At 44.3% G+C, this 20,995-nt stretch carries 18 protein-coding genes and 1 tRNA gene; 15 read left to right on the top strand and 4 right to left on the bottom strand.

The window, feature by feature from the left end; genetic code table 11:
• Positions 1–9: 9 nt before the first annotated feature.
• The 4 genes from tsaE to MAMP_RS15310 all read left to right on the top strand — a co-directional run bounded on the left by tsaE (position 10) and on the right by MAMP_RS15310 (position 4,740).
• The gene (gene tsaE / locus MAMP_RS15295; RefSeq protein WP_007147010.1) at positions 10–465 is read left to right on the top strand and encodes a tRNA (adenosine(37)-N6)-threonylcarbamoyltransferase complex ATPase subunit type 1 TsaE; all 456 of its coding nucleotides are present in this window, start codon (positions 10–12) and stop codon (positions 463–465) included.
• Positions 466–563: 98 nt separating this feature from the next.
• On the top strand, positions 564–1,910 hold the full coding sequence (locus tag MAMP_RS15300; protein ID WP_040576642.1) for an N-acetylmuramoyl-L-alanine amidase: 1,347 nt from the start codon (positions 564–566) through the stop codon (positions 1,908–1,910).
• A gap of 33 nt (positions 1,911–1,943) precedes the next feature.
• Positions 1,944–3,602, top strand: a complete 1,659-nt coding sequence (mutL, locus tag MAMP_RS15305; RefSeq protein WP_007147012.1) for a DNA mismatch repair endonuclease MutL — start codon at positions 1,944–1,946, stop codon at positions 3,600–3,602.
• A 31-nt stretch (positions 3,603–3,633) separates the two neighbouring features.
• Positions 3,634–4,740, top strand: a complete 1,107-nt coding sequence (locus MAMP_RS15310; protein ID WP_007147013.1) for a hypothetical protein — start codon at positions 3,634–3,636, stop codon at positions 4,738–4,740.
• 70 nt (positions 4,741–4,810) lie between these two features.
• Here the strand turns inward: MAMP_RS15310 and MAMP_RS15315 are convergent, their stop codons facing one another.
• Positions 4,811–7,927, bottom strand: coding sequence for an efflux RND transporter permease subunit (locus MAMP_RS15315; RefSeq protein ID WP_007147014.1), 3,117 nt, complete (start codon positions 7,925–7,927; stop codon positions 4,811–4,813).
• A gap of 41 nt (positions 7,928–7,968) precedes the next feature.
• Positions 7,969–9,060 (bottom strand): efflux RND transporter periplasmic adaptor subunit, encoded by a 1,092-nt coding sequence (locus MAMP_RS15320; protein WP_007147015.1) that lies wholly within the window; start codon positions 9,058–9,060, stop codon positions 7,969–7,971.
• 139 nt (positions 9,061–9,199) lie between these two features.
• On the opposite strand from MAMP_RS15320, the gene MAMP_RS15325 reads away from it, so the two are divergent.
• From MAMP_RS15325 to dhaL, 9 genes are all read left to right on the top strand, one after another.
• Positions 9,200–9,275 (top strand) — tRNA-Phe (locus tag MAMP_RS15325).
• A gap of 319 nt (positions 9,276–9,594) precedes the next feature.
• Positions 9,595–10,809, top strand: a complete 1,215-nt coding sequence (locus tag MAMP_RS15330) for a porin (RefSeq protein WP_007147016.1) — start codon at positions 9,595–9,597, stop codon at positions 10,807–10,809.
• 469 nt (positions 10,810–11,278) lie between these two features.
• The gene (locus tag MAMP_RS15335; protein ID WP_007147017.1) at positions 11,279–12,244 is read left to right on the top strand and encodes an ABC transporter substrate-binding protein; all 966 of its coding nucleotides are present in this window, start codon (positions 11,279–11,281) and stop codon (positions 12,242–12,244) included.
• A 107-nt stretch (positions 12,245–12,351) separates the two neighbouring features.
• Positions 12,352–13,299, top strand: a complete 948-nt coding sequence (locus MAMP_RS15340; protein ID WP_007147018.1) for an ABC transporter permease — start codon at positions 12,352–12,354, stop codon at positions 13,297–13,299.
• Positions 13,300–13,308: 9 nt separating this feature from the next.
• Positions 13,309–14,217: an ABC transporter ATP-binding protein gene (locus tag MAMP_RS15345; RefSeq protein ID WP_007147019.1), complete on the top strand. Its 909-nt coding sequence runs from the start codon at positions 13,309–13,311 to the stop codon at positions 14,215–14,217.
• Positions 14,217–14,981: a creatininase family protein gene (locus tag MAMP_RS15350; protein ID WP_007147020.1), complete on the top strand. Its 765-nt coding sequence runs from the start codon at positions 14,217–14,219 to the stop codon at positions 14,979–14,981. Before MAMP_RS15345 ends, MAMP_RS15350 begins: the two co-directional genes overlap by 1 nt.
• 26 nt (positions 14,982–15,007) lie before the next feature.
• A complete protein-coding gene (gene glnT, locus MAMP_RS15355) occupies positions 15,008–16,378 on the top strand; it encodes a type III glutamate--ammonia ligase (protein WP_007147021.1) in 1,371 nt (456 codons plus the stop codon).
• Positions 16,379–16,464: 86 nt separating this feature from the next.
• Positions 16,465–16,914 (top strand): nickel-responsive transcriptional regulator NikR, encoded by a 450-nt coding sequence (nikR, locus tag MAMP_RS15360; RefSeq protein ID WP_007147022.1) that lies wholly within the window; start codon positions 16,465–16,467, stop codon positions 16,912–16,914.
• A gap of 84 nt (positions 16,915–16,998) precedes the next feature.
• Positions 16,999–17,628 (top strand): dihydroxyacetone kinase subunit DhaL, encoded by a 630-nt coding sequence (gene dhaL / locus MAMP_RS15365; RefSeq protein WP_007147023.1) that lies wholly within the window; start codon positions 16,999–17,001, stop codon positions 17,626–17,628.
• Here dhaL and dhaK read toward each other — a convergent pair.
• Both dhaK and MAMP_RS15375 read right to left on the bottom strand, forming a co-directional pair.
• Complete coding sequence (dhaK, locus tag MAMP_RS15370) at positions 17,625–18,611, bottom strand: dihydroxyacetone kinase subunit DhaK (RefSeq protein ID WP_007147024.1); 987 nt, start codon at positions 18,609–18,611, stop codon at positions 17,625–17,627. The two genes, dhaL and dhaK, sit on opposite strands and share 4 nt — an antisense overlap.
• 24 nt (positions 18,612–18,635) lie before the next feature.
• Positions 18,636–19,481, bottom strand: a complete 846-nt coding sequence (locus MAMP_RS15375; RefSeq protein ID WP_007147025.1) for an HAD-IIA family hydrolase — start codon at positions 19,479–19,481, stop codon at positions 18,636–18,638.
• Between the two features lie 193 nt (positions 19,482–19,674).
• Here MAMP_RS15375 and hxlA point away from each other — a divergent pair, with 193 nt between their 5' ends.
• Both hxlA and MAMP_RS15385 read left to right on the top strand, forming a co-directional pair.
• On the top strand, positions 19,675–20,316 hold the full coding sequence (gene hxlA, locus MAMP_RS15380; RefSeq protein ID WP_007147026.1) for a 3-hexulose-6-phosphate synthase: 642 nt from the start codon (positions 19,675–19,677) through the stop codon (positions 20,314–20,316).
• A gap of 311 nt (positions 20,317–20,627) precedes the next feature.
• Positions 20,628–20,942, top strand: a complete 315-nt coding sequence (locus MAMP_RS15385; protein ID WP_007147027.1) for a hypothetical protein — start codon at positions 20,628–20,630, stop codon at positions 20,940–20,942.
• Positions 20,943–20,995 lie beyond the last annotated feature (53 nt).

The following is a 20,995-nucleotide window of genomic DNA, read 5'->3' on the forward strand; positions in this document are numbered from 1 at the left end:
GAAAATAACGTGCATAGATACCTCGACAACGAACAAGCTACGCTTGATTTAGGCAGAGAACTCGCCTTAGTTGCGCCTGCCCAGCTTTTTACTATCCATCTTGAAGGTGAACTCGGCGCCGGGAAAACCACCTTTACCCGCGGCTTTGTGCAGGCTTTAGGTCATCAGGGCAATGTCAAAAGCCCGACCTATACCCTGGTTGAGCATTATCAGCTCAATAACCGTGATATTTATCATTTTGATTTATACCGGCTGAGTGACCCAGGTGAACTCGAGTTCATGGGCATCGATGACTATTTCCACACAAATGCCATTTCACTGATCGAGTGGGCTCAAAGGGGTCAGGATTTTTTACCGCCACCCGATCTGATGATTCAATTGACGTATCAATCCAAAGGAAGACAGGTCGATATTCAAGCGATGACAGCTTTGGGTGAAGAAGTCTGTGGAAAACTTCACAAATAGTTCAACTTTCCTTTGTATCTCATTTATTTAGAAAGAAAACTTGATTTTAATTTTAAGCAAAGAGAAAATAACCCCCAAGTGATCATAAGGGTGTTGAGATGGTCCGTCTCCTGCTAAGTTTTTTTCTACTATATGTTTCAGTGCCTGCTTTGGCTGATGCGATTCAAGGTCTTCGTGTATCTGCTGATAACCAGAGTGCCCGTTTAGTCTTTGATCTTGATAATAAAGTCAGCTACAAAGCGTTTACATTAGCTAATCCTGATCGTCTGGTGATCGACTTGAAAGGCTTTCAACAACGCGACAAATTAACCATACCATCGTTAATTAATACGCCGATTAAAGCCGTGCGTTATGCCGCATATGATCAAAACACACTGCGCGTCGTCTTGGATTTAGCACATGAAGTGCAATATCAGGTTCAGTCCTTACCGCCACAAAAAGATTATCCGAACCGTTTAGTCGTCGATTTAAGCTATACAAACGCCCAGCTCAAACAATCCATTGCTGCAGTCAAAGATGAAGCGTTGAATAAGCCTGCTGCCACCGTGACAAATAAAGTTGAACAACAACAAAAAATCATTAAAACCAATAAAATTCTGCCGCGAAGGGACATCATTATTGCCATCGACCCTGGCCATGGCGGCCAGGATTCAGGCGCATTAGGTCCTCATGGCACCAAAGAAAAAGACGTTGTCCTGTCTATTGCCAAAAAGCTTGCCTACCTGGTGGATAAAGAACCGGGAATGCGTTCTTACCTGACACGAGACAGTGATGTATTTATCAGCTTAAGACAACGTATTCGTCGTGCCCGCGAAAATGGCGCCGATATGTTTATTTCTATCCATGCTGACGCCTTCACTAACCGCAATGCCAGAGGTTCTTCGGTTTATGTCCTATCCAGCCGCGGTGCCAGTAGTGAGGCTGCTCAAATCCTTGCTGACCGCGAGAATGCGGCTGACTTAGCAGGTGGGATCAGTCTGGAAGATAAAGACGACTTATTAGCGTCGGTGTTACTCGACCTTTCTCAAACGGCGAGTTTGGAAGGCAGTCTGGAAGTCGCTGAAACCGTATTATCCGGTCTAAAACGCGTAGGGCATGTACACAAAAAGCATGTAGAGTCCGCAGCCTTTGTGGTGCTCAAATCGCCTGATATCCCTTCTATTCTGGTTGAAACAGCGTTTATTTCTAATCCGGAAGAAGAACAGAAACTGAAAAATGCTAACCATCAAAATAAACTGGCACATGCGATGATGGTCGGTATTCGTAATTATTTTCAAAAAAATCCCCTGCCAGGAACCAGTATGCCGCAGCAACATATAGTGAGCCGTGGTGATACTCTGAGCATGATAGCTCAGCGCTATCAGGTCAAAATGGCAGACATTAAATCAGTCAATAATCTGGCCTCATCCGAAATTCAAATTGGTGATGTGTTAAAAATCCCCTAAACCTCTTTGAATCCATACGTTAAACTCTAGCGTATGAACGAAACCAGAATTCACGCTCTCCCACTTCATCTAGCCAATCAGATTGCGGCTGGTGAAGTGGTAGAGCGTCCCGCTTCCGTACTCAAAGAGCTTGTTGAAAACAGTATTGATGCCGATGCAAGCCAAATTGATATCGTCATTGAAGGCGCGGGAAGCCAACTGATTAAAGTCACCGATAATGGTAGTGGTATTCACCCTGAAGACTTAGCTTTAGCCTTAAGTCGTCATGCCACCAGTAAATTACATAGCAGCGAACAACTCAGCGTGATCGGTAGCTTAGGCTTTCGTGGCGAAGCATTACCCAGTATCGCTTCAGTGACGCGTTTAAGCCTCACATCCAAGCAAGCCGAACAAGACTGTGCCTGGCAAGTGCGTTCAGATCAGTTACAGCCAGAGCCAGCAGCTCATCCAGATGGCACCACCGTTAGTGTAGCGGAACTGTTTTTTAATTTACCGGCACGTCGTCGTTTTCTGCGAAGTAATAAAACCGAGCTTCACCATCTTATTACCACCTTCTATCGACTCGCATTAAGTCGCTTTGACATTGGTTTCAGTGCCCGTTTTGATGAACAGACTTCGATTAAATTACCTGCACTCAAGTCAGCTCATGCGTACTCACAAAGACTGGTAAAAATCTGTGGTCAGGCCTTTGTTCGTGATGCCAACTACCTGGAACAGTCTTTTGAAGACATTCATTTATCTGGTTGGGTCAGCAAAGCCTCTGCCCACCGAGCTCAAACCGATGTGCAATATTTCTTCATCAATGGCCGTGTGATCAAGGACCGGGTGATTAATCATGCCATTCGTCAGGCCTATGGCGAATTGCTGCCATCTGGTCGCCAGGCAGCTTATGTTTTATACCTGACCATGCCGTTAGACCGTGTTGATGTCAATGTACACCCAACCAAGCATGAAGTCCGTTTCAGAGATGCACGTTTAATCCATGGGCTTATCAACAAGGCGATTCAGGAAGCACTGCAAGAAACTGAAGTAAAAAATAATCGTCAGACGGAATTAACGCTGCCAGAAAATATACACATCAATGAGCAGGCGTCGACATATCAGACAGAAACAACAACGATAGAAAAATCGGCCAGTCTTAAAAATAAGATGACGGTTCGAGCTGATTGGTCAGCCGCATCGATTTTACATAACCGTTTTATTGTTATTCATGCTCCAGAACCGGCGCTAATTGATCTGCAACAAGCGGACAAACGTATTCGCCAACAACAGTTTAAGCAAGCTATTCACAACAACAATGTGAGCTCCAGACCGATTCTAGTCCCTGTTCGTTTTCCTCTGTCCGCCTCAGACATCAATAAATTCCAGGGTTTTAAAACCCGTTTATCTTCTTATGGTGTTGAGTTTGAAGTGGATGACACTTCGCTGACAATTAAACGTATTCCATTTCTTTTATCTCAGGTTGCCTTGCCTGATTTAGTTAGTCGCTTAGCAGCAATACTCGATGAAAAAAACAGCGATAGTCACGCGTTAATCACCGATGAACTAATACGCTTAATACCGGACAATCCCATCCATAACCTTGAACAGGCAAAACCGATTATCGAACGGGTGCTCAGTAATAGCATTGAAAAAACACAGTGCTATCGTAAACTTGATCCTAGCTTACTGACTGGCTTATTCTCATCTTAATAATAATGACACAACTCCAGAGAGAAATATTATGGCTAAGTCTGCTCGTTCAGCCCCATCCCTTGTCCCGGCAATTCTTGCCTTAATTGTACTGGTCGGATTAGCGTATTTACTTTTTGCTGACTTACAACCCTCCCGCACCGAGCATACGGTTTCGCCTCCGATTGAAATTGAAGATCCGCAAATAGAAGAAGTCACCATCGAACCTGTTGCACCTTCCGAAGATCAACAAGCGATTACCGAGAAAGAAGCTGAACAATTTGTTGACCACCTGGGTAGTAAAGCTGTCACGCTGGATGGCAAACAGGGTGAGTTCGTCCGTAAAGACGGTACGATTGTGATTCCAAAAGTAGAAAAACGTGACACAACTATCGGTCAGCTACTAGCCGATAAAAGCCTTAGTCCTGACACCCCTGTCACCATCGAATACACCGAGACCGAAAAACAACAAACGACAATACAGGCACTTGATGACAGCACTGAAGATAAAAACACGATTGTCACCATAGAAAAAGCTGACGGCAGCCAGCAACAAAGCCCATTGATAGATTTAATAAACGATAATAATATCGATAAAAATGCACAAATTACCGTGATTAACAAACAGGCCATCCAGAAAAAAACCACGATTGGTCAATTATCACAATCCGAACTCTCCCCCAAGCAGGCCATTCACGCAGAAATCGATCGAGGCTCTATCGAGTTGTCAGTGAATGATATTGTCAAATCAGGAGGTTTGGATGACAACGCATTGTTTTACCTGCATCGCGTTACCGAAGCTGATCGTCAAGGATTATGGGGCATTATTCAGTCAGGTTTGATTCAGCGTTTTCGCCAAGGCCTAACCCTTGAAGGCATAGGTATTAATAAAGATCTGGTTCGAGTCACCATCCCTGCTGATGCCGATGAACCTTTACCCACCGGCCTAAGCTCATTTCTTGGCAAAATATTGAATAATAAAGTGGAATCCAGCTACATCTATAACTACACCACCAGCACGATGGGACATAATCCGGATCTTATCTATCCAGGACAGCAACTGATTTTGATTCATTTCTCCAATGATGAGTTAAAACAAATCTATCAATTCTTTGCTGATCAACGAAACGAGCAAGCACAAACGTTTGCCATTCACTGATGATTTTAGAAATCGCCTTTTTTGTTGTTGTATTGCTGATTATTGGTGTGGCCTTTTTAATCCCGTTTGATTAAATGGTGTTTACACCTGACTCACTTTCCTTGTCGGCGTTAAATCGTCCATAGCGCAACATCACGCTTGGCAGCACTAATAAATTCAATATCGTCGATGAAATCAAGCCACCGATGATAATGCTAGCCATGGGTCCCATGATTTCACGGCCGGGACTATCTGAGTTCATTGCAATCGGTAACATCGCTAGCGCCGTCACTAAAGCGGTAATCAGAATCGATGGTAAACGCTCCTGAGCACCACGAATGGCGGTATCCAAATTCCATTCCGCCCCTTCTTCTATCACCATATATTGATAATGTGACACCAACATAATCGCATTACGCAAGGTAATCCCAAAAAGGGTGACAAAACCGACTAATGAACCGATAGACAAGACGCCGTTCGTTAATACGACGGCCAGCACGCCGCCGACTAAAGAAAACGGTAAGTTGATTAACACCAGCAACATATTACGAAAGCTTTGTAATGCCACAAAAAGTAACAACAACACCGCTACACCCGCCAAGGAGGAATGCACAATTAAATCCTCACGCGATTGTGCTTGTGCTACCGCTGCGCCCGTAAATTCGGGATAAATATCCGCTGTAAATGCCACTTCTTTATGAACCCGTTGCTTAAGCTCAGTAAAGAAAGAGCTTAAATCACGATCGGTGACATTGGCAGTGACGGTCTGTAAACGCTGTGATCCGCGATGCTGAATCATATGACGTCCAGAGACCTGTTGAATGGTCGCAATATCCAGCAAGCGCAACATCACCCCATCAGGAGTCTGAATGGGTAAATTTCTTAATTGTTGGGGTTGTCGACGCAATCTTTCGGGCAGAACCACAACCACATCAAACACCTGATTGCCTTCATAGACCTGGCCGACTACAGCACCATCAAAGCCTGTTTTAACAGCCTGCATCACCTGCGCAGGACGTAAGCCCCAATAGGCCAGTTTGTCTAAATCCAGCCTAACCTCGAGCTGAGGCTCGCCAGGTGGCGCACGCAACTGTACATCTGCCGCGCCATCAATATCCCTGATAACTTTGGCTACTTCTTGCGCTGTCTGATCTAAAGCATCCAGATCTTTGCCATAAATATTCACCACAATCGGTGAGGTATAACCAGAAATCGTTTCATCAATACGTTCGGTTAAAAACGTATTCACTTCTGAATTCACACCGGGAAACGCTTCTAATATCTCACGAATTTCATCCAGAACCCGCTGTTGTGATGGACCATCCATCGGTTCCAGATCCACTTCATACTCGCTGTAGTGGGTACCAAAGGTATCCGCACCACGCTCAGCACGCCCCGCCCATTGTGACGTTGAACGAACACCGGGTATTTCCGCCACACGTTGCTCAATACGGCCGCCGATTCGCAAGGATTCTTCAATGGATGTCCCAGGCACACTGGCAGTATGAATAATGTAATGACCTTCTCGTAACTCGGGTAAAAAACTTCCCCCTAAAAAAGGCAGTATTGCTAAGCCCGCTAAACAAAACCCAAGCACCCCCAATAATGTCACTCTTGGAAAACGGCTTATCGATGATAAAAGACGGCCATAAACGGGTTTAATCATCCTCACCAATGGTGGCTCGTCATGACTGACATCTCCCGCCCGGGTCAGCAAGATATGGCAAAGCGCAGGCGTGACAGTCAATGCCACCGCTAATGAGGCAAAAATAGCCAGAATATAGGCTTCACCCAACGGCTCAAACATTCGTCCGGCAACACCACTCAAGGTCAATAAGGGCACAAATACCAGCATCACAATAAAGCTGGCATAGACGACAGAACTCCGTACCTCCATCGACGCTTGATACACCACTTCCATCGCAGGTTTTGGCTTCGCGAGTAGCGCGTTTTGTCGTAAGCGACGAAAGATATTCTCAGTATCAATGATAGCGTCATCCACCACTTCACCGAGCGCAATCGCCAGCCCCCCCAACACCATAATATTGATGTTGATGCCAAACTCTAACAGCACAATCATGGCCGTAAATAAGGACAGTGGAATGGCTGTCATCGAAATAACAGCGGTACGGATATTAAATAAAAACAAAATCAGCACCAGCATGACCAGCCCACCACCGACCATCAGATGCTCTTGAATATTATGCAAGGAGGTCTGGATGTAATTAGCAGGCCGGAATAAGTCATCATGCAAGACCACACCTTCCGCAGCAAAGCCATCTTTGAACTCATCTAAAGCCGCTTCAATACCTTCGGTCACCGCCAGCGTATTGGCTTTGTACTGACCAATCACCATTAGAACAACAGCCGGTTTACCACCAATAGCTGCACCGCCGATTGTGGGCGCTGGCGCTTCTTTCACTGCTGCAATATCACCCAGCCGTAAAACAGTATTTCCCTGTTTTCTGACAACAACCTTGGCTAGCTGCTTGGCATTAAGTGGTTGTCCGCTGACTTGAATGGTCATCCGCTGATTCTGATTTTCAATAAAGCCCGTGCCCATAATGCCGGTGGCTTGTTGCGCCACAGTCATCACTTCATCGAGCGAAATACCATATTTCGCTAATTTGCTGGGGTCGATTTGAATTTGCAATTGGCGTTCATGGCCACCAAACACATTGATATCTGCCACACCATCAACACTCAACAACCGCGGAGCAAGCGTCCAGTCAACAAGTGAGCGCAGTGTCATTAAGTCTTGTGAGTCCGAGGTCAGACCAATGGTCATAATCGTGCCCGACGAGGACTCTAACGGCACCATTAATGGCGACCCAACACCTGCAGGCAGAGCGTCTTTCAAGCCTAACAAGCGTTCAGACACTAACTGTCTGTCCAGATAAATATCTGTACTGTCGTAAAACGTCAGAATCAGTACCGAAAGGCTGGGAATAGATTGTGAGCGGATAGACTCCATACCCACCAGCCCACCCAGGGCATTTTCTAAAGGCTGGGTCACCAACACTTCGACTTGCTCAGCCGTCAGCCCCTGCGCTTCTGTTTGAATAATGACTTGTTTGGGTGCAAATTCTGGAAAGATATCCAGGCTGGAATTAGATAGCTTATATATGCCATAGATCAATAGCATGGAGGCTAACGCCACGACCACACCCCGAAAGCGCACTGAGAAAGCAACGACTTTAGACAACATACAGCTACACCTCGGTCAGCAGACAATTAGAGAAGACGTGTTTAATCATCATCGTCCTCATCATGAATCTGCCAGCGGAACTCTTCGGATAACAACATTTGTGCGCCTGAAATCACCAGTTGATTTCCTTCTTCAAACTCATCCTGAATAAAAATGCCACCCGCGACCAGCTTGCCATCACTCAAAGGAATGCGTTTATAGCTGGTCTCATCCAATTGGATATACGCCCACGGTTGCCCTGAATACCATACGATCGCTTCATCCGGAATATGGAAACCAGAATCAGGATCACTATTTTCTGGAATCCAGGCATCCAAGCGCATCCCGAGACGAAGCTTGCCGGTCGCAATCCGGAAGTAATAGGTTTCACCCTGGATTTGTTTTGCACTGATATAGGCTGGAGAAACGAAATAGGCTTTTCTTGCTGATGCACGGTCGCCGGCACGTGAAACCCGAATCACATTCACATCGGCTGGTAAAGACGATTCCATCGGCAGGGTTACCATCAATAATGTGTCGTGACGATTGATTAGTCTCTCCAGCTCTTTGGACGATTTATCCATGACCCAGTTTGCTATGGATTCGCCCCAACTTTGAATAAGCTCTGTTTTAGCATCTTCCAGCTGAAACTCCGCAGAGTCGAGATTGGCTTTTGCCTCGCGCCAACTGGTTTCAGCATAAATCACATTTTTACTGGCTACACTTCCGGTGCCCTTAGCCAACTTTTTCAACCTTTCCCATTCGAGTCGATCTGCATTTTCAGTTACCTTCGCGATGGTGACAGCCGAACGAAGCTGATTGAGTCGTGAGCGCCATTGAATCAGCTCACGAATATCCACCACTTCGGCATAGGCTTTAAATTCAGGGAACAATAAGCTCTTAGTCAGCTTAAGCGTTTGGATACCAGTATAAGGGGCTGTTTCCTCATCTAGTTTGACAATCAGAGGCCGATTTACATCATCGTCTTGTTCAATCTCGTCATCGTCGTCATCACTATCCGCCAGGTGCTGAGTGGAAATAAACGTTTTAAATCGCTCAGTCCAGGATGTATCCGATAAAAATCCCACTACAATAAACGCAAGAGCAGCCAGAATTATCAACGACCAGAACCATTTTTTACTTGATGCCGACATTCAGTTATCCATTGAATAATCAATAAAAATAGCTGGTCATTAGAGCATGCCCCTCATCACTGGACAAGTCCGGAACAGAATTAATGATGATTTCCCCTTGACATCATTACTGTCAGAGGGTTTAATACGCACCCTTATCGGCTCGATAGCTCAGTTGGTAGAGCAAGGGATTGAAAATCCCTGTGTCCCTGGTTCGATTCCAGGTCGAGCCACCATGAATTCTAAAGAACCCAGATTTCTAAAAAGAAGCTGGGTTTTTTATTGTCTGTCACTTTTGTTGCATATTTTCCACAACAAATTCTCGCCCCTGTCAAAGACATCTATCACTCACTATTCCGCTATTTCGCCTAACAAACATCACTGACAATGTGGTAAAAAAAACACAGAAATGTGATTTTCTCGTCAAAATAAAAAAAATTGTTGTAAAAGTGTTGCAATAGATTTTTTTATATGCAAAATAGCTAACAACCGAGACATACTCCGGTTACGAGAGAGACTTAAAGTAATCTGTTAACAATTAGAAGGTGAAACAGAATGAAATTATTAAAAAAATCAACACTGGCTACATTAGTCGGTGCAGCAGCATTAACAGCTGCTGGTGCAGCTAACGCGACAATCGTTGTCGGTGGTGAAAACGGCTACGAATTCAGCGTTGACGGTAACATCAACCAATTCTTCATTGCTAGCGATCAAGATAGCGCAAGTGCCAGTGCTAACCGCGATCAAGATAACCAACAAGTAGCTAACGGTCTGTTACCTACATTCTTTGGTTTCAATGTTGCAATGCCTGAAATCAATGGTCTTAAAGTAGCAGCACGTGTTTCTATCTCACCATCAACAAACAATGGTAGCTATGTAAACTCTGATGCAGCTATGGAACAACGTGAAGCGTTTGCAACAGTAGACGGTTCATTCGGTCAAATTATGTTAGGTAAAGGCTTAGGTCTTTATTCTGCTAACAACATCCTGTTAGACCAAACTTTATACGGTGTGGGTGCAACAGGCTTAACAGCTGCTGGTGATCAAAACACTGGACAAACATCCTTAGGTCGTATCGGTTACGGTTATGAGTATGCTAACTGGCGTTCACAAATCCGTTATACCACACCTGATATGAACGGCTTTAAAGCTGCTGTTGCAGTAATGGATTCTGATGATTTCTTGACTGCTAAAGTGGTAAACTCATCTACCACATCTAATCAGTTCGAAAAAGACGCTCGTTATGAAGCATCTTTAAGCTATGCAACAGCATTTGACGGCGGTTCTATGAAACTGTGGTTAGATGGAATGACTCAAGACGTTCGTTACAGCAATGCAACAGGTAGTGAAAAATCTGACGCATACACCGTTGGTGGTCAGTTAGTATTCGGTGGCATTGAAGCTGTTGCTGCATACTACGACAGCAAAGGCCAAGGCGTTAACGGTTTAGGAACTGGCGCGTTTACGGCTGACAACAAAGCTCGTGAAGGTGATGGTTACTATGCACAGTTAGGTTACCGTTTTGGTGGTCAAACTTTTGTTGCTGCATCATACGGTAAATCAACATTAGACAGAGATAGCGCTAACACAGTTGCTGGTGGTGTTGCTGACTTAGATACTAACTCTATGACAACCATTGGTATCTACCATGATGTTACAGCTAACCTGAAACTGGTTGCTGAATACTCAAAAATCGAAACTGAATACCACATTCAGTCTTCTGATGACGAAGTTGATGTATTATCACTGGGTGGTTTCATCAGCTGGTAAGCTAATCTGAAACGATTCACTTGAATTGATTCAAAGCTTAATAAAAGAGCCTCAACCTTTGGGTTGGGGCTTTTTTTTATCGCTATCATTGTTATTATTCAATACATCCCTCCCTATATCTGCTGGGTATTCGGGCTATTAACTTCATCAGATGAATATTAACTCGCCCAATTTTGGGGCTTATTGATGTGCTGATGATTCTTTTTAGTGCACAAGAATAAAACCAACCTTCTTTTTGCATCGCCTTCAAAATAAAAAATTAACAGACTCCAATCATCCTTTTATTCTTTTTATACTCTGTTCGCATTGCGCAAAGCACCGTCTATCAGGCTTATCCAGTCATTTTTATTAATTCATCAATAAGCCAATTTTGTTCTCTTACATCCCTGCCCCCACCTGCTGGCATACATAGTGCAACTGTCAGTATTACCAAATTGGTAAATCGTAATACTAACCGGGGTATCTAAAAATGAAAAAAAGACTATTTCTCTCTCTTTTTGCAGGTTTCTTACTCGCAGGAAATGCTAACGCTGAACCATTGAAAATTGGCTACAGTGACTGGCCAGGCTGGGTTGCTTGGGAAATTGCTATTGAAAAGCACATGTTCGAAAAAGTCGGCGTGGATGTGCAATTTGAATGGTTTGATTATGTGGCCAGTATGGATGCTTTTGCTGCAGGTCAGTTAGATGCGGTCACCATGACCAATGGTGATGCTCTGGTAACAGGCGCAACTGGTGCACAGAATGTGATGATTTTGATTAATGATTACAGCAACGGCAACGATATGATTGTTGGCGCACCTGGCATTAATTCCATCACCGATCTGAAAGGTAAAAAAGTCGGTGTTGAACTGGGCTTTGTTGATCATTTATTGCTTCTAAATGGCTTGGAAAAAGCCGGTATGACAGAAAGTGATGTTGAGTTAGTCAATGTCCCGACCAATGAAACACCACAAGTATTGGCATCAGGCCAAGTTGATGCCATCGGTGCTTGGCAACCAAACTCAGGTCAGGCTTTGCAACTGGTTCCAGGCTCTAAACCTATCTACACCAGTGCTGATGAACCAGGCCTGATCTATGATGTGCTCGCGGTATCACCATCAAGCTTAGCGGCTCACAAAGATGAATGGAAAAAAGTCATTGAAGCCTGGTATATGGCCGTTGATTACTTAAATGACCCTAAAACACGTGATGATGCCATCAGCATCATGGCTGCGCGAGTTGGTGTCGAACCTGAGGTTTATAAAGCCTTTATCGATGGCACAAAGATTTTGACCAAAGAAGAAGCACAGGCCTTTATGAAAAAAGCGGATGGTTTTGGTTCTTTGTATGGCTCAACTGAAATTGCAGACCAGTTTAATGTTGACAATAAAGTCTATGCAGATAAACAGACTGTCGAAAATTATATTGATCCATCCCTTTTATTAGGCGAGTAAACCGTTAACGGGTACCGGCGCCTCTGTCGGTACCCCTCTCCTCCTGATTTTTTATGTCATGACCAGGCAGGGGATCGTGTTGTCTGAAAATAGCAAAGGTACTGTTTATGTCACTCTTTTCAGTTAATAAACCGCTTGAGCCACGTAGTCGTAAGTTGGTGACTATCAGCAGTTTTGTATTACCTATTCTTATCTGGTGTCTGGTCAGTTATGTACCGTTCATCTGGCATCCGGAAGTAGAAATCACCACACCAGGCTCAGTGAACTATTTCCGTGAAGGTATGTTGGTCGATAAAACGGTTTTTAATGCCGAACGTGACAAAGCTTCTGCAGCAGGTAAAGCCATACCAGAAGGCATACCTGCCAACCCAATTTATTTACCTGCACCTCATGAGGTATTAACCGCTTTCTATACATCATTTACTACCGAGCCCAAACGCAGCAGTGAGCTTTGGTTACATGAAAGTCTTTGGAGCAGTATTCAGGTTATTTTTTATGGCTTTCTTTTGTCATCCATTATTGGTATCCCGCTAGGAGTGCTGGCTGGCACCTATGACTTTTTCTCTCGCTTATTTGAGCCTTTTATCGAATTCTTTCGCTACCTGCCAGCTCCCGCCTTTGGCGCTTTAGCGGTGGCGATTCTGGGTATTTATCAAGCCCCAAAAATTGCCATCATTTTTATCGGTACCTTTTTCCAACAAGTGCTGATCGTGGCCAATACTACTCGTAAACTTGACCCGGCTTTACTTGAAGCAGGTCAAACCTTGGGAGCCAATAACCGCTCCATGCTGTTTCGCATTGTATTACCAGGCATTTTGCCAGATCTGTATCGGGATACTCGCATTCTGCTCGGCTGGGCCTGGACTTACCTGATTGTGGCCGAGTTGATCGGTACCAGCTCAGGCATCACCTGGTTTATCACTCAGCAAGCTCGTTACAAAAACTTCGACAATGTGTTTGCCGCCATCATGATGATCGGCATTTTAGGCCTGACCATTGATTTATTACTCGCCTGGTTTGGACGTCGTCTCTTCCCATGGCAAAAAGCAAATTAGGAGCCCGATATGAGTGAATCAAACTTACCCGATTATCGCGTTCAGTCAGAGGCTGTCCGGGATCGTTTCGCCCGCATCAAAAAGCGTCCGGTGACGATGGAAGTTGCGGGATTAAGCAAAACATTCCAAAGCCGACATGGCACTGTTACTGCCCTGAAAGACATTAACCTGACTATCCATAAACGTGAATTTGTCTGCGTCATTGGACCATCAGGCTGTGGTAAATCGACTTTAATTCGAATTCTGGCGGGCCTTGAACAAGCTACGGAAGGCGAAGTAAGACTGGATGGAAAAGTGGTTGATAAACCGGGGCCAGAGCGAGGCATGGTATTCCAGGGTTACACCTTGTTCCCATGGCTAACCGTCAAGAAAAATATCATGTTCGGTCTGATTGAATCTGGCTATGACAAAGGTACTGCAGAAGCCGAAGCCAGACAGTGGATCGAGTTAATTGGCTTGTCACGCTTTGAGAACAGCTATCCACATCAACTCTCTGGCGGTATGAAACAACGAGTGGCGATTGCCAGAGCATTAGCCAATAAACCCAAAGTGCTGTTGATGGATGAGCCCTTTGGTGCACTTGATGCACAAACACGCAGCAAAATGCAGGCTTACCTGATGGAGATATGGAAAAACATCGATGTCACGGTGTTTTTTATCACCCATGATTTAGATGAAGCCATTTACTTGGCTGATCGCATTCTGGTGCTGAAAGCGAATCCAGGCGAAGTACAAGAAGTCATTGAAGTCGCCGTTCCACAACCGAGGCATCCGGAACAATTTTTATCCCCTGAATTTATCGCAACCAAAAAACGCCTGGAAGAACTGATTCATCCTCCCAAACAGGAGGATGATGACGATCATCTGAATCTTGTTCGCATGGTGCCGGTAAATGATGAAGTTGGGAGTGTTTTCTAATGTATGAATTAGCACAAATGACCTGGGAAGAAGTCGCAGAAGCTGTCAAAAGTGGCGTGGATACGGCTTTACTTCCAGTTGGCGCAACTGAACAGCATGGACCACATATGGGTTGCGGTATGGACTCAGCTATTGCTGACACCTTGTGTAAAGAAGTCGCAAAACAAACACCTGTCATTTTATTACCGACACAACCCTATGGTTGCTCAATAGGCCACTCAAAACGCTGGCCCGGCACCATGGCACTTAATCCTAAAACACTGATTGATGTTATTTCAGATATCGGTGATTGGGTGGCGTCTTCAGGTATTAAACGGTTGTTACTGATCAATGGTCATGTGACGAATGCTGCCCCACTTCGTTGTGCGCTGGAAATGCTCAGGGCACGTCATGACGACTTAATGATCGGCCTTGTGCATACCGCTCAAATTTCAGAACGAGTTCGACAAGCCCATCATGATGATGCGGAAGACTGGCATGCCAATCAGGCTGAAACAGCCTTGATGATGGCTTTACATCCCGAGTTAGTGCGTGAGGATAAATTACTCGACGCTGACGATCCGGACCGAACCGATGGCTGCGTGTTCAGCCACCCTGTCAATCGCACCAGTTTAAATGGTGTGACAGGCAAACCATCCACAGCAACTAAAGCGGATGGTGAAGCACTTTTTTCATGGATGTGTGAAGACTTATCTCAACTGGTGATGAGAGCAATTAAGGAACAACCGCCGCTTGATCAAAGCTACCACCAGTCTCTCTTATAAACCGTTAACCAAAGAAGGGTAATCTCATGATTAACATCAAAACTGATGATGAAATCAAAAAAATACAAGAAGAGTTAAAAAGCAAAGGCGTGAAATACTGCATGGGCACCTATGTGGATATCCACGGTGTTCCTAAAGGTAAAGTCGTGCCGCTCTCTCATTTACATCATATGGCGCATGGCTCAGAACTCTACACTGGTTATGCCGTGGATGGCTTGGGCCAACAACCTAATGACGATGAAATCGCTTCTGTGCCGGATCTTGATCACATCATTCAAATGCCATGGCAGCCTGAAATAGCCTGGATGCCAGCCGATAATACGCTTTACAAAAAGCCGTATATGCTGAGTACTCGTGTGTTACTTAAGTCGGTACTCGAGCAAGCAAAAGAGCTGGGTTATGGCATGAATCTGGGTATTGAAGCAGAAGTTTATCTGGTGAAGAAAAATGCCGACGGGACTTTATCAGTTCCCGATCCTGATGACAAATTGAAAAAGCCATGTTACGACACTCGTGCTTTTTTAAGTAATTTCAGTTGGTTAGATAAAATGGCCACCAGCATTGACGATCTCGGTTGGGGACTTTATTCCTTCGATCATGAAGATGCCAACGCTCAGTTCGAGTTCGATTTTAACTATGCTGATGCCGTTACCAGTTGCGACCGCTTTACTTTCTTGAAAATGATGGCAAAAGAATATGCCAAACAGGAAGATCTGTTAGCCACATTCATGCCTAAACCTTTCTCGAACAAAACAGGCACGGGCGCCCACTTCAATATGTCGCTTTATGATCTGGAAACAGGAGCCAATCTGTTCCAGTGTAAACCGGAAGAAGATGAGCACGGCTTAGGTTTAACCAAATTAGGTTATCAATTCATCGCCGGTGTTTTAAAACATGGTCCTGCTTTGTGTGCAGTGTTTGCCCCCACAGTGAATTCATACAAACGTTTGGTTCGCCAAGGTGATATGCCTTACTTCACTTGGGCACCGGTCTTTAACTCATTTGGTTCAAATAACCGCACTAATTCGGTTCGTGTGCCTATGGGGGGTGGCCGTTGTGAATCTCGTAATGCGGATGGCGCTGTCAATCCATACCTTGCAGCTGCCTTAGTTTTAGCTGCTGGCCTGGAAGGCATTAAAGAAGGGCTTGATCCCGGCAAACCTCAGGAACGTAATCTGTATGAATTAACCGAAGCGGAGCGTGAAGAATTAGGTATTCAGTTCTTACCAAGAACGCTTGATGAAGCGATTCAGGCATTCGCTGCCGATCCCTTTGTAGAAGAAGTATTGGGTAGTGAGTTGAGAAACGAGTTTATTCGCTATAAACAAGCCGAGTGGAATGAATATCACACGGTGGTTAGCGCATGGGAAGTTGAACGCTACAGTCATTTATTTTAGACAGAGAAAGGTATCACCCCAGCCAAAAGCTGGGGTGATAGCCTTATATCACTAAACAATAATGATGACATACGCCAGGAGTTCGTATGAGCAAAGAAAAAGTCAGCCGTATCAGCATATCCTTACCAGAAAGTCTGTTAGAAGGTTTGGATGAGATGGTCAGCAAGCGTGGTTTTGAAAGTCGCTCTCAAGCCATTTGTGACATGATCAATTTACAAATTAATGAGCACCGTGCTCAACAAGGCGATACCGTGATGACGGGTACGGTTAATCTGGTTTATAACCATTCAGTCCCAGGTTTGCAAAAGCGCCTTCATGATCTCCAATACGAATATATTGATGAAGTGATTAGCAACCTCAATGTCAATTTAACCCATACCAACACACTGTCGGTCATTCTGGTACAAGGTCCAGCTAATCGCCTGAACATGATCGCTGACAAAATGATTACGCTACGTGGTGTTGTCTACGGCCGACTATTATTGAACGCCGATATTATTCCCCCGATCCACCCTCTACCGCCCAAACAAACTTAAAGCTATTGTTACTCTCGTTGTCAGTTGACCGAATGCTATGGATTCAGTAGTTTTATATTTTGCAATAAAATCACTGGCCAAAACATGACTGATACAAGCTTTCTCCCACCGCTCATCGCAGCGATTCAATCTGAAATTATTAACAATGAAGCAGAAATCTCCGCACTGGATCGTGCAATAGGTGATGGTGACCATGTCACCAATCTGTTACGTGGACTTGAAGCTGTTGCTAAACTGAATGATGAACTGGTTCAGCTTGATTGGTCAGCCGCCTTGATGAAAATTGGCATGACACTCATGTCCACCATGGGCGGAGCCTCAGGTTCTTTACTCGGCTCAATGTTTGTCAGTATGGGAAAAGCGGCCAAAGAGCAGGAACTGGATCTAAATGGAATGACAGCTGTTTATTCGGCGGGTGTTGAATCCATAAAAGCCCGAGGCAAGGCCGATATCGGTGAAAAAACCATGCTGGATACCCTGATTCCAGTTATGCAATCATTGCAAAGCGATACCGAACAAAATGCAGATAAAACGACTGTTTTAAGCAATATTAAAACTGCCGCTACACAAGGCATGCAATCGACCAAAGATATGCTGGCAACCAAGGGAAGAGCATCATTTTTGGGTGAGCGCGCCCGCGGCCACATCGACGCAGGCGCCAGAACTTCTCAGTTAATTCTCTGTGTTATTGCTGACGAACTCAGCAAAATTTAAATACCCCAACGTAATGCTGCAGTATGAACAGGTGCATCCCAATATTGCAGCATTTCATCGTCCATCAGCGTTAAGGTAATTGAGCAACCCGCCATATCCAGTGACGTAGTGTAATTTCCGACCAGTGATCGAACAATTTTTATACCACGCTCTTCAAAAAACTGTGCCGCCAAATCATAAACCAGATAAAGCTCCATTAATGGTGTCGCACCAAAACCATTGATATGCAGTAAAACGCGTTGATCTTTTGTTGGTTTTAACTCTTCATCAATCGCTTTAGCGAGTATGTGAACAAGATCATCGGCCGTGGTCAGACTCATCACCTCTCGTCCGCGTTCTCCATGAATACCAACGCCCATTTCGACTTCATTATCCGAGATATCAAATGTAGGCTGCCCTAACGCTGGCACGGTACAACTGGTCAAAGCCACCCCCATAGAGGCAGTTGAATTGACGACTTTGTCACCAAGCTGTTTACAGGCAGCTAAATCTGCCCCGGCTTCTGCTGCAGCGCCGACGATTTTTTCAACAATCAACGTGCCAGCCACACCTCGGCGTCCAGTACTATGATTCTTAGGTAAAGACACATCATCATTCACCAGCACTGTTTCATGGGGGCAATCCAACATTTCAGCGGCAATCTCAAAGTTCATCACATCGCCAGCATAATTTTTAACGATAAATAAAACACCCGCGCCATTTTCTACTTCTTGTGCCGCCATCAGCATTTGGTCGGGTGTTGGAGAGGTAAACACTTGCCCAGGACAAGCGGCATCTAACATGCCTTTTCCCACCAACCCAGTATGCAATGGTTCATGGCCAGCGCCACCGCCAGAGATTAAAGCCACTTTGTTTTCAGGCTTATTTTTTCGAGTGACATAATGGGGCTGATGATTGAATTGAATAATATTGCTATGCGCTCTGGCAAAACCATTCAAACTTTCTTCAAGAACACTTTCCACACCATTAATCAATTTTTTCATCTCTCGCTTCCTTTTTTGTTTTCTTTAATTTTCCAGGGCTTTTGTTAATGCTGCCAAATCATCCAAAATCCATGTTGGCTCATAATCAACCTGCTTAACATCCTCAGCCGAAGACACACCGGTTAAAACCAGCACGCTACGGATTCCCGCATTAACGGCTCCCAGAATATCGGTATTAAGACGGTCACCAATGGCAATGGTGGTGTCTTTTGTCGTGCCTAAAATTTTTAATGCCTGTTCATACAAGATAGGTTCAGGCTTACCAATAGATATCGGTTTCACGCCGGTGACTGACTCCAGCGCTGCTAACACGCCACCATTACCCATCACTTCACCAAGCTCGGTAGGCAAAGTGGAGTCCGAATTTGTCGCATAAAAAGCAGCGCCTGCATTAATATTTAATGTCGCTGTTGCCAACTTATCCCACGTTAATGTGCGATCAAGTCCGGATACAACAATATCCGCTGTTCGACCCGTGATTCCTTTTTCAGGCTGGTCTACTTCATACAAATCGGTCAGTACAAAATCATTTTCCAATAAGGGTTGTTTTAACCCGTCTTCACCAATAACAAATACACGTTTTTTATCCGCGGGTAAGTGTTCGCATAAATAACTTACCGTGGCCATACTGGAAGTCAGAATTTCCTTAGCCTCGACCTCAATATTCATTGAGGATAATTTTTCGATATATTGCTGCTGAGTCAAACTGGCATTGTTCGTCGCTAATACAAAAGGTATCTTCTTTTCCCTGAGTAACTGAAAAAAGTCCCCTAATCCGAGCATCGCTTTATTACCATGCCATAGCACCCCATCCATATCGATAATTAGACCAGCCACGTTATCTAAATAGACCGCAGATTCTGTATTCAAAATATATCCTCGCAACTATACAATCTGGTCACAGAGAGTCGCATACTGCAAATCATTGTGTCTAGTGATAAAAATGATGATAAATGTCGAGATTGAGTCAAAAATTGACAGCATCTGTCGATCTGCTTTATAGTCTGCGAGCGTATTTTCAACGTAATAACTCATAAATTAAATTAATTAGGAGCATGTCAGCATGGCAAAAGCACTTATTCAAATGGCACTGGATTCTCTGGATTTCGATCAAACAATCGCGCTTGCAGAGCAAGTTGCTCCTTACGTCGATATCTTAGAAATTGGTACACCATGCATCAAGTACAACGGTCTTGAACTGGTTACTGCACTGAAAAGCAAATTCCCTAACAACCTGATCCTGGTTGACCTGAAAACAATGGACGCTGGTGAATACGAAGCAACTCCATTCTACGAAGCAGGTGCTGACATCTGTACAGTATTAGGTGTTTCTGACAAAGCGACAATGGGCGGCGTAATCAAAGCAGCTAACGCTAACAACGCTGAAGCTCAAATCGACTTAATCAGTGTTAAAGACAAAAAAGCAGTTGCAACTGAAGCAGCTCGTAACGGTGCTCAAATCATCGGTGTTCACACTGGTCTTGACGCTCAAGCAGCAGGTCAAACACCTTTCGCTGATCTGAAAGACATCGCTAGCTTAAACTTAGGTGTTCGCATTTCAGTTGCTGGTGGTTTGAACAAAAACACTATTCAAGACACTGTTCGCGCTGGCGCGACAATTGTTGTTGTTGGTGCAGCAATCTACGGTGCGGATTCTCCAGCTGAAGCAGCTAAAGAATTACGTGCTTTAGTTGACGCAGCATAAGCACTAGCATTGCGTTAAGCAGAAAATGAAACGAGTGGTCGTTGACCACTCGTTTTTTTTCATGCTCACCTGATTAATTTATTAATTTAAATAATCAGGTAAGATAGTGGTTATTGGTCATTGATAATAATTATGATTTTAATTGACCAATCTCAAATTCAAACGGATTAATCGTATTGCATGTCGACTTCTGGCATTTTTGCTTGAGTTTTTCCGACTTGCCACGATTAATCTAAAATAGTAATTTACCCGTTGCACCAACCTCGTTATGTTGGGCAGATGGGGTTAAAATGTAACAGGGGTATAATATTATGAGTGATAAAGGTTTCTTTGCATCAGTTTGTGGATTTTTTAAAAGCCTGTTTTCATCAAGTCCTAGTCCTGCTCCAACCAGCAGCGCTAAGCAAAGCCCAGCAGCAAAAACAGCAAATGATGGTTTGACAGGTGTTGAACGCTATATCAGAAACCAAGCAAATAGCGGTTCAAAACTGACTGGTGTTGAAAAATATATTAGAAATAAAACCACATCTGTAAAAGTGTTAACAGGTGTTGAGCAATATATTCGTAATAAAGCACAAGCAAAACCAATGACAGGTGTTGAACGTTATATTCAAAACAAAGGTTAAACCTGACCTTACACACTAAAGATTTATGGCAAAGCCGGGCAACATCCCGGCTT

It is taken from the genome of Methylophaga thalassica MP, assembly GCF_000214595.1.
GTDB lineage: Bacteria > Pseudomonadota > Gammaproteobacteria > Nitrosococcales > Methylophagaceae > Methylophaga > Methylophaga thalassica.